Below are 16,524 nucleotides of genomic sequence, written 5' to 3'. Positions count from 1 at the left end.
CTGGGAGGACAACCCGTGAAGGGCGGACAAAGTTCCGCCACAATTTCAATACTATTTCAGCTGGCCGCCAATTTTGCGGTTCACTGCCTTGATCGCGTTGTCGATTGCCTGAGCGCGGTCGAGCTTGCTGGTATCGATGACGATGGCGTCCCCCGCGATCGTTAGCGGGGCAGTGTCGCGCGAGGAATCGCGTTCGTCCCGACGGCGCAAATCTTCGGCAATTTCGGCGAGCGTTGTCGCGATGCCGCGTTGCTGCATTTCGCGATAGCGACGCTGCGCGCGCGCATCCACGCTGGCTGTGATAAACAGCTTCACATCGGCATCGGGTGCGATGACCGTTCCGATATCGCGCCCGTCAAGCACCGCGCCACCGGACTCGGTGGCGAAGGCGCGTTGGCGCTCGAACAACGCCTTTCGTACTGCAGGATGAATTGACACCCGGCTCGCGAGGCCGCCGCATTCCTCGTTGCGGAGTTGCGGATCGTCGAGCAAGCTTTCGGGAAAGCGTGTGGCGGCCAACGCATCGTCGGGTTCGTCGGGATTGCCCCCGTCGAGGTACACTTGTCGCCCGACGGCGCGATACAGCAACCCGGTGTCGAGGTGGGGCAAGCCAAAATAGGCTGCAAGCGCCGCGGCGATAGTGCCTTTGCCCGATGCGGTGGGCCCGTCGACGGCAACAATCACGTGCTTTTTGCCTTGCGCTCGCGAAGTGCCTTACCGATTCCCCAAAGTGCAATTGCTGCCCAGAAACCTTCCAGCACGAGGCTTGGCCAATTCATGTGCACCAGCAGGGAAACGGTCAGCAGTGCTGCACCGGCCAAATTGGTGAAGTGCAGTACGAACGGGTTCGGCGTGTCACGCCAGGTGAGATAGGCATAGGCGGCGATAATGCAGATCATGCCGCCGAAACCCACAAATGTCGCCCAGTCAGTCATGTGCAGGCCTCTTCGATCAAAGTCATGAAATTGGGGAAGCTGGTGGCGATGGGAGCGGTGTCGTCCACCTCTACGCCGTTACTACTGGCAAGGCCCGCGACTGCCATCGCCATGGCGATGCGATGGTCGAGATGGGTCTTGGTTCGACTGTTGGCGCTGCCGCGCAGGGGCGCGCCTCCGGTGCCATCGATAACCAGCCCGTCTTCGCGTTCCTCGATCTGGGCACCTGCTCCGGTGAGCGCAGCGGCCATCGCGGCAAGGCGATCGCTTTCCTTGACCCGCAGTTCCTCGAGCCCACTGGTGACGGTGCGACCCTCGGCCATGGCGGCAGCGACGAAAAGCACAGGGAATTCATCGATCATGCTGGGGGCGAGGGCGGGGTCGACGCTGATTCCGGTGAGAACCGAATGGCGGACCCTGAGATCGGCCACGGGTTCGCCACCGACTTCGCGCTGATCCAGTTCCTTGATATTGCCGCCCATCGCGCGCAGCACCTCGATCAGACCGGCTCGGGTGGGATTGAGGCCGACATTTTCGATCACGAGATCGCTGCCCGGCACGAGCAGCGCAGCAACGACAAAGAACGCCGCGGAGGACGGATCGCCCGGTACAATCACATCGCAGGGCTTGAGATCGCTGCGGCCATGGACGCGAATAACGCGTTCGCCGTCTTCCTTACCGACCTCGATCCTCGCGCCGAACCCGCGCAGCATCCGCTCGGTATGGTCGCGGGTAGGGACAGGCTCAATCACTGTGGTGACGCCTGGAGTATTCAGCCCAGCCAGTAAAACCGCGCTCTTCACCTGCGCGCTGGCGACCGGCAGGCGATAGGTCACCGGAACGGCAGGTTCGATGCCTTCCAACAGCAGCGGCAGCGTTCCACCCGGACTAGGTTCAAAGCGCGCGCCCATCAGGCTGATGGGGTCGATCACGCGGTTCATCGGACGGCGTGAGAGGCTCGCGTCGCCGGTGAATACCGCAGTGATCGCGTGGCTCGCGACAAGGCCCATCAGCAGCCGCGTGGAGGTGCCCGAATTGCCCATGTCCAGGGCGGCGGACGGTTGCAGCAACCCGCCGACGCCCACGCCATCGACCAGCCAGTCATCGCCATCGCGTTCGATCGTTGCGCCCATCGCGCGCAAGGCGGCAGCGGTGGCAAGCACATCTTCACCTTCAAGCAGGCCGGAAATGCGGCTGCGGCCGAGGGCGAGCGCACCGAACATCAGCGAGCGATGGCTGATCGACTTGTCGCCGGGCACACGAATATGGCCGGTCAGCGGGCGCGAGGGTTGAAAGCGAAAGGAGGTCACACGATCTCTTGTATCGAAGGGTTGCGATGCGTGCGGCGCTTTGACAGTGGCAATCGCTTCTGGCAAGGCGCGCGCGCTGTTGAATCCTGCCCTGCAGGTTCCCATCAAGTCTTTTACGAATTCACGGCCCCGCGGCGCACTGCCGGGGGCAACAAGCCAAGGATTACAAATGGTCAAACCTGAATGGGGCACCAAGCGGACCTGCCCGAAATGCGGCACCCGTTTCTACGATCTGACGAAGGACGAACCCGTCACCTGCATCGAATGCGGTGAGGAATGGTACCCAGAGCCGGTGCTCAAGTCGAAGCAGCCGATTCCCTTCGAGGAAGACGACAAGAAGAAAAAGAAGGAAGGCGAGGCGGATAGCGACCTTGCCGATGACGATCTGGAGGACATCGACGTCGACGATGACGACGATTCCCCCGATAACGACGTCGATCTGGGCGGTGATGACGATCTGGGCGTGACCACTTCGGGTGACGACGACGACGACGATCATTGATTTAATTCTTGCCATCGCTGCGCGCTGCTCATAAGGCGCGCAGCCTTGCTGCAAGGCGAGGTCGGTCGGGGCCCAACCCGGTTGGTCAAAAAATGGAACGGGGCCGTAGCTCAGCTGGGAGAGCGCTACAATGGCATTGTAGAGGTCAGGGGTTCGATCCCCCTCGGCTCCACCATTTCACCGTCTATCGGGCCGCTTTGGGCCTGCCGGGCGGAAAAAGACAAAGTCGGATTCTGATTCGGAATTCGCACGCTGGCCGACGAGGTTTCGTCCGCCGGCGTTTTTGGCATTTGGCGCCATTTCTCGAAGATGGCGAGGAGTAGAACGCGATGTTCGACAATCTGTCCGATCGGCTCGGCAATGTGTTCGACCGCCTTCGCGGCCGGGGTGCGCTGTCCGAACAGGATGTGCGCGATGCCATGCGCGAGATTCGCATCGCCTTGCTCGAAGCCGATGTCGCGCTGCCGGTCGTGCGTCGGTTCATCGATGCGGTCACCGAAAAGGCCATCGGCCATGACGTCTTGCGCTCGGTCACACCGGGTCAGCAGGTGGTCAAAATCGTCAATGACGAGCTGGTCGAAATGCTCGGCGGTGAGGAAACCGAAGGGCTGAACCTCAACGCCAAGCCGCCGGTCGTCATCATGATGGTCGGTCTGCAGGGCTCAGGTAAGACCACCAGCACCGCCAAGATCGCGCGCTTCCTCAAGCAGAAGCATGGCAAGAAGGCGCTGATGGCATCGCTCGACGTCAATCGTCCGGCGGCACAGGAACAGCTCGCGGTGCTGGGCGAGCAGGTCGAAGTCGCCACGCTCCCGATCATCCAGGGGCAGCAGCCTGTCGATATCGCTCGCCGCGCAATGGAAGCGGCGAAGCTGCAATCGAGCGACGTGCTGCTGCTCGACACCGCCGGTCGCCTGCATGTCGACGAAGCGCTGATGGCCGAGATGAAGGCCGTCGCCTCCGTTTCCGCGCCGACCGAGGTGCTGCTGGTGGTCGACAGCCTGACCGGGCAGGACGCGGTCAATGTCGCGCAAAGCTTCAGCGGCGAAGTCCCGCTCACCGGCGTGGTGCTGACCCGGATGGACGGCGATGCGCGCGGCGGTGCGGCGCTGTCCATGCGCTATGTCACCGGCAAACCGATCAAGTTTGCGGGTACTGGCGAGAAGCTCGATGCGCTGGAAACCTTCGATCCCAAGCGCGTTGCGGGTCGCATTCTTGGCATGGGCGACGTCGTCAGCTTGGTCGAGCGCGCCGCCGAGACGATTAAGGAAGAGGACGCCGAACGCCTCGCCAAGCGCATGGCGAAAGGGCAGTTCGACCTCAACGATTTGCGCACGCAGCTCAAGCAGATGCAGCAGATGGGCGGGCTGGGGATGCTCGCCGGGATGATCCCGGGCATGAAGAAGGCCAAGGCGGCGATGGCGGCCAGCGGCATGGATGACAAGGTGCTCGTCCACATGGATGCGATCATCGGTTCGATGACGGTCAAGGAACGCGCCAATCCCGCTCTGCTCAATGCCAAGCGTAAGAAGCGCGTGGCGGCAGGGTCGGGCACGCAGGTGCAGGACGTCAACAAGCTGCTCAAGATGCATCAGGAAATGTCCCGAGCGATGAAGCAGATCAAGAAGATGGGCGGGCTCAAGGGGCTCGGCGCGCTGCTTGGCGGTGGCGGAATGGGCGGCGCTGGTGGCGGAGGCGGTGCACCGCCTTCATTGCCCGGCCTTGGCGGCGGAGCAATCCCGCCGAATATGCAAGATTTAATGAAAAAGAAGTGATTTCAGTTTTTTAGATTGGAAAGGTAAGTTCACATGGCAATTGCAATTCGTCTTTCGCGCGGTGGCGCCAAGAAGCGTCCTTATTACCGTATCGTAGTTTCGGACACGCGCAGCCCGCGCGACGGCAAGTATCTCGAGCAGATCGGGACCTACAACCCGCTGCTCGCCAAGGACAGCGGCGAGCGCGTGAAGATCAACGAGGATCGTGCGCGTTACTGGCTCGGCGTCGGCGCTCAGCCGTCCGACCGCGTTGCCCGCTTCCTCGACGCGGCCGGCATCAAGGAACGCGCTGCGCGCAGCAACCCGAAGAAGGCGGAACCGGGCGAGAAGGCCAAGGAGCGCGCTGAAGAGCGTGCCGCCAAGCAGGCAGAGGCAGAAGAGGCCAAGAAGGCTGCTGAAGCCGAAGCCGCAGCACCTGCTGAAGAAGCTGCCGCTGAGGAAGCTCCGGCAGAGGCTCCCGCTGAAGAGAGCACCGAAGAAAAGACCGAAGGCTAAGCACCTTCCATGTCCACCAAGCCCGTCACGCTGGCCGTCATTACCGGCGCGCATGGTGTGACGGGCGAGGTGCGCCTGAAGCTGTTCGGCGATGGGCTGGACAGTCTCAAATCGCAAAAGAGCTTCAATAACGGCGCGTTGTCGCTCGCCAAGATACGCAGCGACAACAAAGGAGGCGCAATCGCGCGCCTTACCGAGGTTGTCGACCGCAATGCAGCCGAGGCGCTGCGCGGTACGCTCCTGGCTGTTTCGCGCGACACGCTTCCGCCGCTGGCCGATGGCGAATTCTACCATTCCGATCTCATCGGTCTGACCGCAGTCACCGACGACGGCGAGACGGTCGGACGGGTGTGCGCCGTCGAAAATTTCGGCGCAACCGATGTTGTCGAGATCGAAAGGCCCAACGGCAAGAAATTCATGGTGCCGCTGACGCCGGTTGCGGTGCCCGAATGGGATGACACTCTGCTGGTGGTCAGCGCCGACTTTGCCGAGGAATAGGCGGTGATCTATCTCATCGGCTTTGTCGTTCTGACGTTGCTGTCCGGCACGCTGGCAGCCTGCGCAGCCATGCTGATGAAGCGCTATGCTCCGGCGATGGTTGAAGGTTGGCGTAGACGCCTTGCACCGTTTGTCGGAGCGTTCGCCGTGATGAGTCCGGCCTTCGCAAAAGCGTCGCATATGGCGGGTGTGGCGGCACTGGTATGGGTGCTGGCGATTGCAGTCGTGCTCGCAATAATCGGCGGCATACCGGCGGTTCGATGGTTCGAGGGGCCACGTAAGAAATAGATCCGGCGTAGCCCCCCGGTCTCTCATCCTGCGATGGCGTTAAGCTTTTCAAGCGCAGCATCTGGCAGATCAATGTCGGCTGCGGCGATATTCTCATGCAAATGTGCCACCGAGGACGTGCCCGGTATCAGCAGGATATTTTCGCTTCTCTGTAGCAACCAGGCGAGCGCCGTTTGCATCGGACTGACATCCAAATCCCTTGCGACCTCATGCAGTGCGTCCGACTGGAGAGGGGTAAAACCTCCCAGAGGGAAAAATGGGACATAGGCCACGCCTGCCTGCGCGAGCTCGTCGATCAGTTCATCGTCTTCGCGGTGCGCGAGATTGTAATGATTCTGGACGCAGGCGATTTCGGTTCTTTCACGCGCCTCCCGCACCTGAACGGGCAAGGCGTTGCTTATACCGATATGGCGCAAGAGACCTTTGTCGCGCAGCTTAATCAATGTCTCCAGCATCGGTATGAAATCGCCTTCGGTCGGCGATTCTCCGAACATCAGCCTCAGATTTGCGATTTCGATTTGATCGACGCCAAGATGCTCCAGGTTGTCCATCAGCCCCCGTTCAAGCGACTCTGCATCGTTCCATGGTAGCCAATTGCCGTGGTCGTCCCTGCGGGCTCCAAGCTTGGTCACGATAGTGAGCTGTGTGGGGTAGGGGGCGAGGGTCTCGCGGATCAGTCCGTTAACGACATGGGGGCCATAATAGTCGCTGGTATCGATATGATCGATGCCCACTGCGATGGCTTCTTGCAGAACCGCCTGTGCGGCAGTGCGATCCTTCGGCGGACCGAAGACATGCGGTCCGGCAAGCTGCATCGCGCCATATCCCATGCGGTGCACTTTGCGGTCGCCCAGCGTGTATGTTCCGCTGGCAACGATGGATGACGATGGCGTTATGGTCACGTTGTTCATGGCGATGCTCCTGTAGATCTGCGAACCACAATATGGGCAGAAGCTAGCGTTCGATAATTGCCTCTTTGTCTTACACCCTGTACGGATTATCGAACAATGAGAGCGAACTATAGTGATCTTGCGGCCTTCGCTGCGGTTGTAAGGGCTGGTGGCTTTCGGGCTGCGGCGGTCAGCGGTCAGCAAAGCGCATCGGTGCTGAGCGATGCCGTGAAGCGGCTGGAAGAAAGCGTCGGTATGCGATTGCTCAACCGTACCACTCGCAAGGTGGCTACGACCGAGGCAGGGCGTCGCCTGTTCGAGCGGCTCGACCCTGCGCTTGGCGAAGTCAGCGCGGCCCTCGACGTGCTGGAAGATATGCGCGGGAGACCTGCTGGAAAGCTGACGCTCAATGTCCCGCTCAGTGTCGTTCGCTCGGCGCTGATGGACATTGTACCGGAATTTCTTGCATCACACCCCGATATCACGCTGGATCTCAACATCGACGAAAGCTTCGTCGATGTTGTAGCTGCAGGCTGCGATGCCGGGATCCGGTATGAGGAACGGCTCGAGCAGGATATGATCGCGATTCCGATTGGCCCGCGTCGCCAACGCTTCGCCGCTGCCGCTTCACCATCCTATCTTGATAGAAAGGGACTACCGCAAGTTCCTGCCGACCTGCTGCGCCATTCATGCCTGCGCGGACGGTTTGCCAGCGGGTCCATGCCGACGTGGGAGTTCGAAAAGGACGGTCAGACCTTGTTCGTTGACCCTGATGGACCGATGATAGTTACTATAGGGGCAGGGATTGAGCTTGTTGTGCAAACTGCGGTTGCCGGTGGGGGGATCGTTTATCTCTTCGAGGACTGGTTACAGCCGCTGTTCAAATCGGGCGAACTCGAACCGGTGCTGGCAGATTGGTGGCCGGAGTTTTCAGGTCCATTCCTGTATTATCCGGGGCGCCGCCTTGTCCCACCGCCGCTACGGGCATTCATCGATTTCGTTCGGCGCAGGCCGCATCCCAAGGCCTGATCTTGCCAATTGGCCGAACGGACCGCATGTGCCGAAGCATGACATTCGCAGCCACCATCCTGACGCTATATCCGGAAATGTTTCCCGGACCACTCGGCATATCACTCGCCGGGCGAGCTCTCGAACGCGGCGACTGGAACTGTCAAACAGTGCAGATTCGCGATTTTGCCACCGACAAACATCGCACGGTCGACGATACGCCAGCTGGTGGCGGCGCAGGTATGGTGTTGAAGGCCGATGTGCTGGCCGCTGCCTATGACAGCGTCGCCGATGGTCGGCCCGCGCTTGCGATGACACCGCGTGGCAAGCCGATCTCGCAGGCACGCATTCGGAACCTCGCCCAAGGACCGGGCGCCATATTCGTATGCGGTCGCTTTGAAGGTTTTGACGAACGCTTCTTCGATGCGCGGCCCGAAATCGAGCAAGTCAGTCTCGCAGACATCGTGCTGTCGGGCGGCGAACCGGCTGCTCTGGCAATTCTCGACGCTTGCATTCGCCTGCTGCCCGGCGTGATGGGGGCATCGGCCAGCGGAATTGAGGAGTCCTTCGAGGATGGTCTCCTGGAACACCCGCAATTCACTCGTCCGCCGCTGTGGAATGGGCGCGAGATACCCGAAGTCCTGCGATCGGGAGATCATGCCAGAATTGCAAACTGGCGCCGGGAGCGAGCGCAGGCGGACACCCTCGAACGCCGCCCGGACCTTTGGAAGGCTTATTTTGGTGGCAGTGATACGGATGGTTTTGATGACTGAGTCGGTGCAGGCTAGGCAATATCGGAATTCGCCAATTTCCTCCGTTTTCGATCTGAACGAAAAGGGGTAATGGTCGGTCGACGACCCGGTCTTCGATCGGAACTCATTTCACCTTGCAAATGCAGATGTTTCGCACTAGGGCGCGCGACTCATGACGGTCCGGATTCCGGGCAGGTCATAACCCTGCCATTCAATTTGGAAGGGGCGTTATCCCTGAATTGCTGCGATCGGGGGATCACGCGGAAATCGCTGCGTAGCGCAAGCAACGCGGCGAAGACGATATACGGTTATGCAGGCCAGACCTTTGGGGGCGTTACAGGAACGCTCGGGTCTGACCTGCCTCTGGCGCGCGGTGGATATTTGAGGACAGGCAGATGAACCTGATTCAACAGCTCGAGGCTGAGGCTATCGAGAACCTGGGGAAGGACATCCCCGAATTTCGTGCCGGTGATACGGTGCGCGTAGGCGTGAAGGTTGTCGAAGGCACCCGTGAGCGCGTCCAGAATTTCGAAGGCGTGGTGATCGCCCGTTCGAACCGCGGCATGGGTTCGAACTTCACCGTCCGCAAGATGAGCTTCGGCGAGGGCGTCGAGCGCGTCTTCCCGCTTTACTCGCCGATCGTCGACAGCATCACCGTGGTGCGTCGTGGTATCGTGCGGCGTGCCAAGCTGTACTATCTGCGTGGCCGCACGGGTAAATCGGCGCGTATCGCCGAGCGTCGCGAGAATGCGCCCAAGGCGTAAAGCTTGCACGACCGAGATATAGGGAAGGGCGGCCTCCGAAGGGAGCGCCGCCCTTTTCTTTTTCCCATCCTACTTGCGAGCATTGGTTCAAGGCGGCATTGCTCCCGGAAATTCAAATCCGGGGAGTTCAAAGTCTTGCGTCGTTTCACCCTAGCCGTTGCCGCCGTTGCATTGACCGCTCCGCTCCACGCACAGGATCGCGCACCCATGAAGCTTACTTTCGAACGCGTCTTTGCCAGCCCCAGCCTCAGCGGCGAAGCACCGCGCGGGGTGAAGCTTTCGCCCGACGGCAAGTGGCTGACTGTCCTGCGCAATCGCGCGGACGACAAGGATCGCTACGACTTATGGGGTTACAACCGCGAGAACGGGCAATGGTCGATGCTGGTCGACAGCCAGAAGGTCGGCACCGGGCAGGCCCTGTCCGAGGCGGAGAAGATGCAACGCGAGCGTCTGCGCATCGGCAAGCTCAAGGGGATCGTGACGTATTTCTGGAGTCCGGACAGCAAATCGATTCTCGTCCCGATCGATGGGGATCTTTATCTCGCTGGGCTCAACGGCACCGTCCATCGTCTGACCAATACGCCGGAGAGCGAACTCAATCCTGCTCTGTCGCAGACCGGCAAGTTCCTCTCTTTCGTGCGCGATCGCCGATTGTGGATCGGAGCGGTAGGTGGCGCAGAAGCGAAACCGGTGACGCCAGAGGAAGCTTCCGATACGGTTCACTGGGGCGAAGCTGAATTCGTCGCGCAGGAAGAACTGGATCGACTGGCCGGCTATTGGTGGTCACCGCAGGACAAGCGGATCGCGGTCGAAAGGTTCGACGAGGCTCCTGTCGATGTGGTGACGCGCCTTGCCATTGGTGCCGATGCGTCGACGGTCACACATCAACGCTATCCGGCGGCAGGGACGCCCAATGCGCTCGTTTCTTTGTGGGTGATGGACCCGGACGGGAGCAACAAGGTCGAAGTCGATCTCGGCAGTGACAAGGACTTCTACCTCGCCCGTGTCGACTGGGCCAAGGACGGCAAGACTCTGTACGTCCAGCGTCTCAACCGGGTGCAGGACCGGCTCGACATGCTCAGTGTCGATCCCGCGACCGGCAAGGCTACGGTGCTGTTCACCGAGAATGCCGCGAAGGGGCACTGGATCAACCTTACCAGCAACTACAAGTGGCTGAACGATGGCAGCCTGGTGTGGTGGTCGGAACGTGATGGATTTGGCCACCTTTATCACTTCAAGAATGGCAAGTTCATCCAGCTTACAAGGGGGCCGTGGGTGGTGACATCGCTCGACGGAGTCGATCAGAAGGACGGACGCGTGTTTTTCACCGCCAACAAGGACGATGTGCTGGCAACGCAGGTTTACGAGATTGATCTTGCGCATCCCGACGCGCCAAAACGCCTGACCGATCCAGCCTTCGTCAACAATGCCAGCATGGACAAGCAGGCACGCACTCTGCTGGTCTCGCGCTCATCCGAGACGCAGCCACCGCAGTCATATCTCGCCGACGAGTCCGGCAATCGGTTGACATGGATTTCCGAAAACGCGGTGACGGGCGACCACCCCTATGCGCCGTACAAGGACGAGCAGCGGCCTGAGGAATTCGGCACGCTCAAGGCGGAGGACGGGCAGACACTTCATTGGCGGATGATCAAACCGGTGATGGAGAAGGGCAAGCGCTATCCGGTGTTCTTCATGCACTACGGCGGCCCGCATGTGCAGACCGTCACCAAGGGCTGGAACAACCCGCTTGAGCAGGCGATAGTCGCCAAGGGTTATATCGTGTTCGAGATCGACAACCGCGGAAGTTACAATCGCGGTGTGGCGTTCGAAAAGCCGATCTATCACGACATGGGTACGCCTGAAGTCGCCGATCAGAAGGTCGGCGCCGAATATCTCAAGACTTTGCCATTCGTCGATCCGGACAAGATCGCGATCTATGGCTGGTCGTATGGCGGCTACATGACCTTGAGAATGCTTGAGGCCGATCCGGGCCTATATGCTGCAGGGATTGCTGGCGCTCCTGTAACGCGGTGGGAGCTTTATGACACTGCTTACACCGAACGCTACATGGGTAATCCGAAGACGGATCAGGCTGCCTATGGCAAGGCCAGCGCATTGCTCCCGGCGGAGAAGATCGACGATCCGATGCTGCTGCTTCACGGCATGAGCGACGACAATGTTGTGTTCGCCAATTCGACCGAACTGGCGGCCAAGCTCCAGCACGCCGACAAGCCGTTCTCAATGATGTTCTATCCAGGCGAAACCCATGGCGTGGGCGGCCCCAAGGTCAGTCCGCATCTGTGGCACACGATCATGAATTTCCTCGCCGCCCATGGAGTGACGCCACCTGAATGAGCGAGGGTGAGACTCCATCCCAGAATCACTCCCTCGGGCTCGGCGGAGCCTGGGCGATGGCTGTTGGGGGAATGATCGGTGGGGGAATTTTCTCTACGCTCGGCGTGGTGATTTCGGTCGCGGGTGAATGGGCTTGGCTGAGCTTCCTGATCGGAGGGGTGGTCGCACTTGCCTCAGGTCATTCTTATTCTACGCTGACCCGGCAGTTCGACGAGCCGGGTGGATCCTATACCTTTCTTCAGGAAATCGGCTGGCACCGGGCGGCGCGCATCACCGTATGGGCGTTGCTGATCGGCTATATCTTCACCGTCTCGGTTTATGCGGTGACCTTCGGGTCGTATGCCGCCTATGTCTTCGGGGCGCCCGAATGGGTAAAGCTGGCCTCAGGTATTGTCGCCATTGCAGTGCTGGCTGGCATCAACCTTATCGGTGCGCATGAAGCGACTGTGCTGGAGAAGGTGGCTGTATGGGGTAAGCTGGCGATCCTGCTTGGCCTGGCCGTTTTCGGGTTGGCGCATTGGAATCCACAGCAACTCGTGCTTGATCGCGACCAGCCAGTGGGGCTGGGCGGTGCGCTGGTGGGCATGGGTGTGGTGTTCATGGCCTATGAAGGTTTCCAACTGCTGAGCTACGATTACGACGAGATGGTCCATCCCTCGCGCACGATCCGTATCGCCATGCCTGCGGCCATCGTGGTGACGACGCTGACCTATATTATGGTCGCACTGGGGGCGGTGATGCTCGCAGGGGCACCCGCAATCGTCCGGCATGAGGAGGTTGCTCTGGCTGTTGCCGGGCGTGAGGCATTGGGCGTAGCCGGCTTCGTCGCGGTATCGATTGCTGCGACCTTTTCTGCAGGTTCGGCGATCAACGCGACCATTTTCGCGACCGCCCGTCTCGCTGAACATGCTGCGAGCGAAGGTGCGATGCCGACGCTATTCGCCCGCAAGGACGAAGACGGCGTACCGTGGTTTGGAACATTGGTGATTTCGGGTGCGGCCATGGTGCTTACTTTGGTGGGCGGAATTCAGGCGCTGGTGGAAGGTGGCAGTTTTGTTTTTCTGACCATCTTCGCTCTGGTGAATATCATTGCATGGCACCGCGGAACCGGGCCGCGCTGGATAGCTTTGGTCGGTCTGATCGGGTCACTCGCGGGCGCGACTATGCTTGTCCTTTATCTGGTCGGGGCGGTCGGCAACGCTGTCACAGCGCCGACCCTTGCGCTTCACTTTGGAAGCATCATCTAAAGTTTTCGGTGTCTGCACCTGCGACTTGATGCGAGTGAAGTGGAATTATCTCGGCTTGGCCCGTCTCTGCCGCTAGGGCAGCAGCACAAAACGTAGCAGGAGAATGCAATTGGGTTATCGCGTGGTCATCGTTGGCGCGACCGGGAATGTCGGGCGCGAAATGATGCAAGTGCTCGCCGAGCGGGAATTTCCCTGCGACGAGATTGCAGCTGTTGCTTCCAGTCGTTCGCAAGGCTCTGAGGTCGAATTCGGTGACACCGGGAAGATGCTCAAATGCAAGAATATCGAGCATTTCGACTTCACGGGTTGGGATATTGCGCTGTTCGCGGCAGGCTCCGGCCCGGCCAGGGAATACGCGCCCAAGGCGGCTGCGGCTGGCTGCGTGGTGATCGATAACAGCTCGCTCTATCGCATGGACCCGGACATTCCGCTGATCGTACCCGAGGTCAATCCGGAAGCGATCCACGAATATTCAAAGCGCAACATTATCGCCAATCCCAACTGTTCAACTGCGCAGCTTGTCGTCGCGCTCAAACCGCTGCACGATGCGGCGAAGATAAAGCGCGTGGTTGTCTCGACCTATCAGTCAGTTTCCGGCGCAGGCAAAGCCGGTATGGACGAGCTGTTCCAGCAGAGCCGCGCTATCTTCGTCGGCGATCCGCTGGAGCCGGTAAAGTTTACCAAGCAGATCGCTTTCAACGTGATTCCTCACATCGATGTCTTCCTAGATGATGGCTCGACCAAGGAAGAATGGAAGATGGTGGTCGAAACGAAGAAGATCCTCGACCCCAAGATCAAGATGAGCGCCACCTGTGTGCGCGTGCCGGTGTTCGTCGGTCATTCCGAGGCGGTGAATATCGAGTTCGAGAACGAGATTTCGGCCACTCAGGCGCAGGATATCCTGCGCGAGGCACCGGGCTGCATGCTCATCGACAAGCGTGAGGATGGCGGATACATCACCCCCGTTGAGGCCGCTGGCGACAGCGCAACCTATATCAGTCGCGTGCGTGAAGACCCGACCGTCGACAATGGCCTTTCGCTTTGGTGCGTGTCGGACAATCTGCGCAAGGGTGCTGCATTGAATGCGGTTCAGATTGCGGAACTTCTCGGTCGTGAATGCCTTAAGAAGGGATGAGCTTGCGTAATCTTGTCGCGGTCCTTTGCGCGTGCGGCTTGGCTGCCTGTTCGGTGTCGCACAAGGATGCTTCTGCAGATCAGGGCAATCCGGCAGGACAAGCCAGTGCGTCCCCCGTAACGCAGGCCAGTACGGCGACGCCTGCCCCTGCCGCTACAGATGTCACGCCACCGGTTTCGATCACGCTGGATGCAAAGGGGCTGAAGTTCGCCAGCCCCGGAAACAGCAGTGTGTCGTTGCTCGCCTTCGGCGTTCCGCGGGCGATGGCCGATGCGGCGGTAACCGCTGTGCTGGGGCAGCCGACCGCGCAGGACAGCAATGACGAGTGTCCCGCCGGGCAGATCGATTTCAGCAACTACGGGCCTCTCTCGCTCAACTTCCAGAACGGCAAGTTCGTCGGTTGGGGTGTGTTTCCAACGGATAGCGACGATGCGCCGGGATTCGCCACGGTTGGGGGGGTTGGTATCGGCATGACCCGCGATGCCTTGGAAAAGCTCCACAAGTTGAGCTTTCCGAAAGTCAGTTCGATCCCCGAATTCAGCTTTGGCGAGATTCACGGCAAGTTCGATTCAGGGACTCCGCCACAGACTGTGGCGGCATTGTGGGCCGGAACCAACTGCATTTTCCGGTGAGGTAAGGCGCCGCGTTGTTTCGCGATCGCAGTGCCGTCGTGCTTGCTATGGCCTGCCGAAGCTGGCCGGTGTACGATTTGCGCCATGATGCTGTCCGCAAATCTCTTCTTCAGTTTTCGTTCGCCCTACAGTTACCTCGCGATGGGTCGCTATCGCGAGCTTAGCCGTCACTACCGGATCGAGATTGCGTTGCGCCCGGTTTATCCCCTGGCGGTCCGGGAGCCTGACTTTTTCGAACGGAACCATCCGAATTGGCTGCGCTACACATTGCTCGATGTGCTGCGTGTGGCGCAATTCGAAGGCATAGCTTTCGGTCCTCCGCGTCCCGATCCCATCGTGCAGGACATGTCCACGCGCGCGATTGCGGCAGAGCAGCCCTATATCCGCCGGATTACTCGGTTGGGACAGGCGGCTGCACGACGTGGGAAGGGGCTGGCATTCGCGCATGAAGCTGCTCGGTTGATTTGGGGCGGAACGCACGGCTGGCATGAAGGCGAACATCTTGCTGGAGCCGCACAGCGCGCCGGTCTCGATCTGTCGGAGCTCGACACTGAGGTTGTCGAGCAGGCAGAAGCGCTCGATGCCGAGATTGCGGAGAACCAGAACGCGCTCGAGCAAGCGGGGCATTGGGGCGTACCGACTCTGGTATTCGACGGCGAGCCGTTTTTTGGACAGGATCGCATTGCGGTGGCCAAATGGCGCATGGAGCAGAAGGGGCTGGAACCGAGGTGACGCATAAGAGGACCGGCGGCTGCCAGTGCGGACGCGTGCGTTATGAGGTCGAGCTGGCAAGCGATGATGCTTATTGGTGCCATTGCCGGATGTGCCAGAAGGCGACTGGTGGGATTGCGGCTGCATTTGTCGAGGTAAAGGCCGACCAGATACTTTGGTTGAGCGAACCCGACTGGTATGACAGCTCACCGATTGCTCGTCGTCCGTTCTGTTCGCATTGCGGCACGCCGCTGGGCTTTGCGTTTCGCGACGGCGGTGGCGGTTTCGACCTGACCGTGGGCAGCTTCGACGATCCATCCGGCTTCCGCCCGGTTGCCCATGCGGGAGCGGAAGGCATTCACGAGGCATGGCTCGACACGCGCGATCTGCCGCGCCACTACAGCGCCTCCACCGATAGCGTTGCAAAGCGCTGGAAGGCGGCTGGGCTGGAGGTTCCCAAGTGAGTGAATTGAAAACGGAGTATTTCGACAGCTTTGATGGCACGCGATTGGCACTGCACCGGCTGGGGGCAGGGCGGCCGCTGGTGCTGCTCCACGGGTTGTTTTCCAATGCTCAGATGAACTGGATAAAATGGGGCCATGCGCAGCTTATCGCTGATCGTGGCTATGAAGTCCTGATGCTCGACTTTCGGGTGCATGGCGAAAGCGAGGCACCCCACGCACCGGACGCTTATCCGAAAAATGTGCTGGTGCGCGATGCGGCCGCTCTCATCGAACACTTCGGTATTCAGGATTATGATTTGGGCGGATTTTCGCTGGGCGCGCGCACTTCGCTGCACGCTGTTGCGCAGGGTGTACTTGCTCCGGCGCGGCTGATCGTGGGCGGGATGGGAACGGCAGGGCTGGGCGAGTGGGAGAAGCGCGCAGCGCACTTCCGCCGGGTCATAGACGAGTTCGAAAATATCCCTCATACCGATCCGGCGTGGTTCTCGATGCAATTTCTCAAATCGCAGGGCACCGACCGGGTCGCGGCGCGGCTGCTGCTCGACACCATGCCCGATCTCGATCTGGCGCAGCTTGCCAATGTCGCCATGCCGACACTGGTGGTCTGCGGAGACGAGGACCGCGACAATGGTTCGGCCGAGGAGCTTGCCGACCTTTTGCCAGATTCCACCTATGCCGAAGTACCCGGCACGCATATGGGTTCGGTCACCAAACCCGATCTCGGTCGGGCCATTGCCGACTGGCTTGGTCCAGCCTGAGC

General features: G+C 60.2%; 19 protein-coding genes and 1 tRNA gene. 16 read left to right on the top strand and 4 right to left on the bottom strand.

The window, feature by feature from the left end:
- Window positions 1–51: 51 nt before the first annotated feature.
- From GRI58_RS09465 to aroA, 3 genes are read right to left on the bottom strand one after another with little or no spacing between them, the layout of a single operon-like run.
- Entirely contained in the window at window positions 52–684 is a 633-nt protein-coding gene (locus GRI58_RS09465; protein ID WP_160753350.1) for a (d)CMP kinase, read from the bottom strand.
- Window positions 681–935, bottom strand: coding sequence for a CBU_0592 family membrane protein (locus GRI58_RS09460; protein ID WP_160753349.1), 255 nt, complete (start codon window positions 933–935; stop codon window positions 681–683). The genes GRI58_RS09465 and GRI58_RS09460 overlap by 4 nt, the downstream gene beginning before the upstream one ends.
- Window positions 932–2,299 carry a 3-phosphoshikimate 1-carboxyvinyltransferase gene (gene aroA / locus GRI58_RS09455; protein ID WP_419957040.1) on the bottom strand — a complete coding sequence of 456 codons (1,368 nt, stop codon included), beginning with the start codon at window positions 2,297–2,299 and terminating at the stop codon, window positions 932–934. The genes GRI58_RS09460 and aroA overlap by 4 nt, the downstream gene beginning before the upstream one ends.
- A 115-nt stretch (window positions 2,300–2,414) precedes the next feature.
- Here aroA and GRI58_RS09450 point away from each other — a divergent pair, with 115 nt between their 5' ends.
- The 6 genes from GRI58_RS09450 (at window position 2,415) to GRI58_RS09425 (ending at window position 5,803) form a co-directional block, all read left to right on the top strand.
- Window positions 2,415–2,747: a TIGR02300 family protein gene (locus tag GRI58_RS09450; protein ID WP_160753347.1), complete on the top strand. Its 333-nt coding sequence runs from the start codon at window positions 2,415–2,417 to the stop codon at window positions 2,745–2,747.
- 99 nt (window positions 2,748–2,846) lie between these two features.
- Window positions 2,847–2,922, top strand: a tRNA-Ala gene (locus GRI58_RS09445).
- A 154-nt stretch (window positions 2,923–3,076) separates the two neighbouring features.
- Entirely contained in the window at window positions 3,077–4,522 is a 1,446-nt protein-coding gene (ffh, locus tag GRI58_RS09440; RefSeq protein WP_160753346.1) for a signal recognition particle protein, read from the top strand.
- Between the two features lie 33 nt (window positions 4,523–4,555).
- Entirely contained in the window at window positions 4,556–5,017 is a 462-nt protein-coding gene (gene rpsP / locus GRI58_RS09435) for a 30S ribosomal protein S16 (RefSeq protein WP_160753345.1), read from the top strand.
- Between the two features lie 9 nt (window positions 5,018–5,026).
- Window positions 5,027–5,515: a ribosome maturation factor RimM gene (gene rimM, locus GRI58_RS09430; protein ID WP_160753344.1), complete on the top strand. Its 489-nt coding sequence runs from the start codon at window positions 5,027–5,029 to the stop codon at window positions 5,513–5,515.
- A 3-nt stretch (window positions 5,516–5,518) separates the two neighbouring features.
- Window positions 5,519–5,803: a hypothetical protein gene (locus tag GRI58_RS09425; protein ID WP_160753343.1), complete on the top strand. Its 285-nt coding sequence runs from the start codon at window positions 5,519–5,521 to the stop codon at window positions 5,801–5,803.
- Between the two features lie 23 nt (window positions 5,804–5,826).
- On the opposite strand, the gene GRI58_RS09420 is transcribed toward GRI58_RS09425, so the two are convergent.
- Window positions 5,827–6,714, bottom strand: a complete 888-nt coding sequence (locus GRI58_RS09420) for an oxidoreductase (protein ID WP_160753342.1) — start codon at window positions 6,712–6,714, stop codon at window positions 5,827–5,829.
- A gap of 96 nt (window positions 6,715–6,810) precedes the next feature.
- Here GRI58_RS09420 and GRI58_RS09415 point away from each other — a divergent pair, with 96 nt between their 5' ends.
- The 10 genes from GRI58_RS09415 (at window position 6,811) to GRI58_RS09370 (ending at window position 16,522) form a co-directional block, all read left to right on the top strand.
- Window positions 6,811–7,722: a LysR family transcriptional regulator gene (locus GRI58_RS09415; RefSeq protein ID WP_160753341.1), complete on the top strand. Its 912-nt coding sequence runs from the start codon at window positions 6,811–6,813 to the stop codon at window positions 7,720–7,722.
- A 38-nt stretch (window positions 7,723–7,760) separates the two neighbouring features.
- Complete coding sequence (trmD, locus tag GRI58_RS09410; protein ID WP_160753340.1) at window positions 7,761–8,474, top strand: tRNA (guanosine(37)-N1)-methyltransferase TrmD; 714 nt, start codon at window positions 7,761–7,763, stop codon at window positions 8,472–8,474.
- A 374-nt stretch (window positions 8,475–8,848) separates the two neighbouring features.
- The gene (rplS, locus tag GRI58_RS09405) at window positions 8,849–9,217 is read left to right on the top strand and encodes a 50S ribosomal protein L19 (protein WP_160753339.1); all 369 of its coding nucleotides are present in this window, start codon (window positions 8,849–8,851) and stop codon (window positions 9,215–9,217) included.
- A 207-nt stretch (window positions 9,218–9,424) separates the two neighbouring features.
- A complete protein-coding gene (locus tag GRI58_RS09400) occupies window positions 9,425–11,575 on the top strand; it encodes a S9 family peptidase (protein ID WP_160753338.1) in 2,151 nt (716 codons plus the stop codon).
- Complete coding sequence (locus GRI58_RS09395; protein WP_272916336.1) at window positions 11,572–12,822, top strand: APC family permease; 1,251 nt, start codon at window positions 11,572–11,574, stop codon at window positions 12,820–12,822. Before GRI58_RS09400 ends, GRI58_RS09395 begins: the two co-directional genes overlap by 4 nt.
- Window positions 12,823–12,931: 109 nt before the next feature.
- Window positions 12,932–13,957 carry an aspartate-semialdehyde dehydrogenase gene (locus GRI58_RS09390; RefSeq protein WP_160753336.1) on the top strand — a complete coding sequence of 342 codons (1,026 nt, stop codon included), beginning with the start codon at window positions 12,932–12,934 and terminating at the stop codon, window positions 13,955–13,957.
- Window positions 13,954–14,589: a hypothetical protein gene (locus tag GRI58_RS09385; protein ID WP_160753335.1), complete on the top strand. Its 636-nt coding sequence runs from the start codon at window positions 13,954–13,956 to the stop codon at window positions 14,587–14,589. Before GRI58_RS09390 ends, GRI58_RS09385 begins: the two co-directional genes overlap by 4 nt.
- An 84-nt stretch (window positions 14,590–14,673) precedes the next feature.
- Window positions 14,674–15,321 (top strand): 2-hydroxychromene-2-carboxylate isomerase, encoded by a 648-nt coding sequence (locus tag GRI58_RS09380; RefSeq protein ID WP_160753334.1) that lies wholly within the window; start codon window positions 14,674–14,676, stop codon window positions 15,319–15,321.
- Window positions 15,318–15,764: a GFA family protein gene (locus GRI58_RS09375; protein ID WP_160753333.1), complete on the top strand. Its 447-nt coding sequence runs from the start codon at window positions 15,318–15,320 to the stop codon at window positions 15,762–15,764. Before GRI58_RS09380 ends, GRI58_RS09375 begins: the two co-directional genes overlap by 4 nt.
- 5 nt (window positions 15,765–15,769) lie before the next feature.
- Window positions 15,770–16,522 (top strand): alpha/beta fold hydrolase, encoded by a 753-nt coding sequence (locus tag GRI58_RS09370; protein WP_202386915.1) that lies wholly within the window; start codon window positions 15,770–15,772, stop codon window positions 16,520–16,522.
- The last annotated feature ends 2 nt before the right edge of the window (window positions 16,523–16,524 follow it).

It is taken from the genome of Qipengyuania algicida (assembly GCF_009828025.1).
Classification (GTDB): domain Bacteria; phylum Pseudomonadota; class Alphaproteobacteria; order Sphingomonadales; family Sphingomonadaceae; genus Qipengyuania; species Qipengyuania algicida.
Note: the sequence above shows the minus strand (reverse complement) of the source record. Positions and strands in the feature narration are given on the sequence as shown.